3 protein-coding genes and 1 riboswitch are annotated in these 4113 nt (G+C 70.7%); of the genes, 1 reads left to right on the top strand and 2 read right to left on the bottom strand.

Annotated elements, in window-relative coordinates; all coding sequences use genetic code 11:
* Window positions 1-29: 29 nt before the first annotated feature.
* Complete coding sequence (locus ACWEVO_RS31710) at window positions 30-1370, bottom strand: C39 family peptidase (RefSeq protein WP_452311137.1); 1341 nt, start codon at window positions 1368-1370, stop codon at window positions 30-32.
* A 29-nt stretch (window positions 1371-1399) separates the two neighbouring features.
* Window positions 1400-2737 (bottom strand): C39 family peptidase, encoded by a 1338-nt coding sequence (locus ACWEVO_RS31705; protein WP_452311136.1) that lies wholly within the window; start codon window positions 2735-2737, stop codon window positions 1400-1402.
* A 196-nt stretch (window positions 2738-2933) separates the two neighbouring features.
* Window positions 2934-3021: riboswitch (cobalamin riboswitch) on the top strand.
* A 113-nt stretch (window positions 3022-3134) separates the two neighbouring features.
* Here ACWEVO_RS31705 and ACWEVO_RS31700 point away from each other — a divergent pair.
* On the top strand, window positions 3135-4073 hold the full coding sequence (locus ACWEVO_RS31700; RefSeq protein WP_452311135.1) for an ABC transporter substrate-binding protein: 939 nt from the start codon (window positions 3135-3137) through the stop codon (window positions 4071-4073).
* Window positions 4074-4113: the final 40 nt, after the last annotated feature.

Below are 4113 nucleotides of genomic sequence, written 5' to 3'. Positions count from 1 at the left end.
CTAGAGGGACGGCGGCCGGGCCCGCCCGGTCACCAGTTGGTCGAGCCCGGCACGACCGGCCAGGGCCGGTCCGCCGGCTTGATCAGGTACGCGATGCCGCCCGAGCCGCCGGCCACGGTGCCGTTCGCCCGGTACCGCTTGGTGCGCAGCCAGATCTGCTCGAACTGGGACCGCTTGTAGACGTTGCGCACCGCCTCGTCCGAGGAGGAGGCCGGGTCGTTGACGATCACGTCGCCGTCGGCGGTGAAGCCGACGACCACGAACAGGTGCCCGGAGGTGCCGTAGTTCGCCCCGTCCAGCTCGCTGGCCAGGAAGGACTGCGAGGTGACGACCGGGATGCCGGCCTTGATGAAGCGTTCCACCTCGTCCAGCGAGTGCAGCCGGGTGACCCGCGCGTCCAGCCCCGGGAAGCTGGCCGCGTACGCGGTGTTGAACGGCCAGTTGCCTGCGCCCTCGTACTCGTAGTCGTAGGTCATCCGGGCGGCGTGGTCGACGGTGGGGTCGGCGTAGGCCGGGTTGACCCAGGCGGTGTCCTCGGCCGAGGGCTTGCGACCCCAGTACTCGACCACCATCTCGGTGGAGGTCGGCGAGCACCAGGCCTCACCGCCGTTGTCGTACTCCGGGTACTCGCCCTTGTGGATGTTCTGCGAGTAGCGCGGCACGGCCAGTTCGGTGCCCCAGGCGATCCCGCCCTTGCTCGGGGTGACGGTGAACCGGTCCGGCACGTTCGAGCTCATCGCGCCGAGCATGAAGACCCGCGGCGAGGCGGCCTGGCCCGGCGCCCGGTAGAGGGTCGCCCGGAGCTGGTAGGACCGCAGCAGCACGCCCGCCTTGGCGTCGTCGATGGAGAAGGTGTCGGTCCAGATGGTCGACCAGGGGTCGCCCTGGCCGTCCAGGGTGGCCCGCTTGATGTCCTGGTCGCCGGAGGCCCAGCGGCCCATCACGTACCAGGGGGTCTGCGCCCCGGTGTTGTACGTGCCGTGCAGCTCGACCTGGATCCAGGTGCCGGGCGGGGTCTCGGCGTTCCACGAGGCCACCAGCTCGGTGGCGTCGAAGCCGATCTGCTGCTCGGGCGAGGTCCAGGTGGCGTACTCCCAGCTGCGGGTGGTGCCGGTGTGCTCGTCGGTGAACTGGGTGGTGCCGGCCGGCTGGCCGATGGTGATCCCGGTCCGGTACCCCGGGATGTCGTAAGTGCCCTGGTGGGTGCCGGCCTGCCAGTCCGGGTACTTGGAGAACTCCTTGAAGGTGATCTGCTCGTCGTGCGCGACGACGGGCAGGTTGTTGTCGGCGTGGGCGGGGACCGCGACGCCGAACAGGGCGAGGGCGGCGACGCCGGCGAGGGCGACGGCGCGTAGGGCTGGTCGGACCATGTGAACTCCGTACGGTGTGAAGGGATGGATCACCAGTTGGTGGAGCCGGCCACGGACGGCCAGGCCACCGTGGTCGGTTTGATCAGGTAGACGACGCCGCCGGAGCCACTGCCGGTGCCGCCGCTGGCGGTGGTGCGCTTGGTGCGCAGCCAGATCTGCTCGAACTGGTCGCGCCGGTAGACGTGCCGGACGGCGGCGTCGCTGGGTGAGGCCGGGTCGTTGGCGATCACGTCGCCGGTGGCGGTGAAGCCGACCACCACCATGAGGTGCCCGGCGGTGCCGTAGCCGGCCCCGTCCAGCTCGCTGGCCATGAAGGACTGGCTGGTCACCACGGGGATGCCGGCGGCGATGAAGTGCTCCACCTCGTCCAGCGAGTGCAGCCGGGTCACCTTGGCCTCCAGGCCGGGGAAGCTGGCCGCGTACGCGGTGTTGAACGGCCAGTTGCCGGTGCCCTGGTACTGGTAGTCGTAGGTCATCCGGGCGGCGTGGTCGACCGTCGGGTCGGCGTAGGCCGGGTTCACCCAGGACGTGTCGGCCGGAGAGGGCTTGCGGCCCCAGTACTCGACCACCATCTCGGTGGAGGTCGGCGAGCACCAGGCCTCACCGCCGCCGTCGTACTCGGGGTACTGCCCGGCGTGGATCTCCTGCGAGTAGCGCGGCACGGCCAGTTCGGTGCCCCAGGCGATCCCGCCGGCGCTCGGGGTGACGCTGAACCGGTCCGGGACGTTCGAACTCATCGCCCCGACCGAGCGGAGCACCGGCGAGACGGTCAGCGCCGGGTCGCGGTAGAGGGTCGCCCGGAGCTGGTACGCCCGCAGCAGCACCCCGGCGGCCGGGTTGTTGATCGCGAAGGTGTCGGTCCACACGCTGGAGGTCTTGTCCCCCTGCTTGTCGACGCTGGTCCGCTTGATGTCGCCGTCGCCGGAGGCCCAACGGCCCATGACGTACCAGGGGGTGCGGGTGCCGGTGGTGTAGGTGCCCTGGAGCTCCACCTGGACCCAGGTGCCGGCCGGCGTGTCCGCGTTCCACGAGGCGACCAGCTCGGTGGCGCCGAAGCCGACCTCGGTGAGCGGCGAGGTCCACGTCCCGTACGCCCAGGTGCGTCGGGTGCTGCTGTGCGGGTCCTTGTAGACCGTGGTGCCGATCGGGGTGGCCAGGGTGAGGCCGGCGGTGGTGGCCGTGGTGCCGGCGGCGGTGCCGGCCGACCAGCCGGTGCCGGACCAGCCCTGCCAGGTGATCTGTTCGTCGTGGGTGACGGTGGTGCCGCCGCCGCCCGGCTTTCCGGCCGCGGCCGGGGCCGTGGTGCCGAGGAGGGCGAGCGCGGTGACGCCGGCGGCGGCGACCGCGCGCAGGGATGTCAGTGCCATGGCAACTCCACAGGTGAACGACATCGTTGCCGTTCACTGTCGCGCCTGGAAGGAAGTTTCGCCAGAGGTGAACGCATGGAAAATCATTGCCGACATGAGGATCCGGTCGGGGTGGGCCCGCGGGGCCCCACCCCCTCCCGTCCGGACGATCTCCGCTGGTCGTGCGCTACGGTGCTACCGACCAACCCGCAGCGAAGCCGGTGTGAAACCGGCGCTGTCCCGCAACTGTGATGCCCCGCACGGCGTCGGCCTCCGGCCGCCACCGTTGGCGGGGACGAGCCAGGTCGCCTGCGGTCGGTCGCGACACGCGCTCTCGAGGAAGGGCGCCTCGCGGACGGGCCGCCCCGGGCGATCCCTGTCGGCGAAGCACCACGCTCCTCGACCGACAGGAGGACCGATGTCCAGACGTACCCCCCAGCTCTTCGCCGCCGCCCTCGCGGTCGGCGCCCTGCTCCTCGGCGGCTGCGCCGAGAAGACCGCCACCGACACGCCCGCCGCCGGCAGTAGTTCGGCGGCCGCCAGCTTCCCGGTCACCGTCGGCAAGCTGACCCTGGAGAAGCGGCCCGAGAAGATCGTCTCCCTCTCGCCCACGGCGACCGAGATGCTTTTCAAGATCGGCGCCGGCAAGCAGGTCACCGCCGTGGACGACCAGTCGAACTTCCCGGCGGAGGCGCCGAAGAGCGACCTCTCCGGCTTCCAGCCGAACGCCGAGGCGATCGCCGGTAAGAGCCCCGACCTGGTGGTGCTCTCCAACGACACCAACAAGATCGTCGACCAGCTCACCACGCTGAAGATCCCGGTGCTGCTCGCCCCGGCCGCGGCCACCCTGGACGACACGTACCAGCAGCTCACCGACCTCGGGAAGCTCACCGGCCACCCGGCCGAGGCGGACGCCGTCACGCAGCAGATGAAGGACGACATCGCCGCGCTCACCAAGGACCTGCCGAAGCGCGCGAAGAAGCTCACCTACTACCACGAGCTGGGCCCGGAGCTGTACAGCGCGACCAGCAAGACCTTCATCGGCTCGATCTACGCCCTGGCCGGGCTGGAGAACATCGCCGACCCGTCGGACGCCGACGGCAAGAACGGCGGCTACCCCCAGCTCTCGCAGGAGGTGATCGTCAAGGCGAACCCGGACTTCGTCTTCCTGGCCGACACCAAGTGCTGCAAGCAGACCCCGGACACCGTCAAGGCCCGCAGCGGCTGGGCCGGCGTCACCGCGGTGAAGAACAACCAGATCGTCGCGCTGGACGACGACATCGCCTCCCGCTGGGGCCCGCGGGTGGTCGACCTGCTCAAGGGCATCGTCGACGCCACCGCCAAGGTCCCGGCCTGAAGCTGACCGTGCGACCAGCGGGATCCACCGACCGGCCGGC

Source organism: Micromonospora sp. NPDC003776, assembly GCF_053605645.1.
This window is presented reverse-complemented; position numbering and strand designations above follow the sequence as displayed.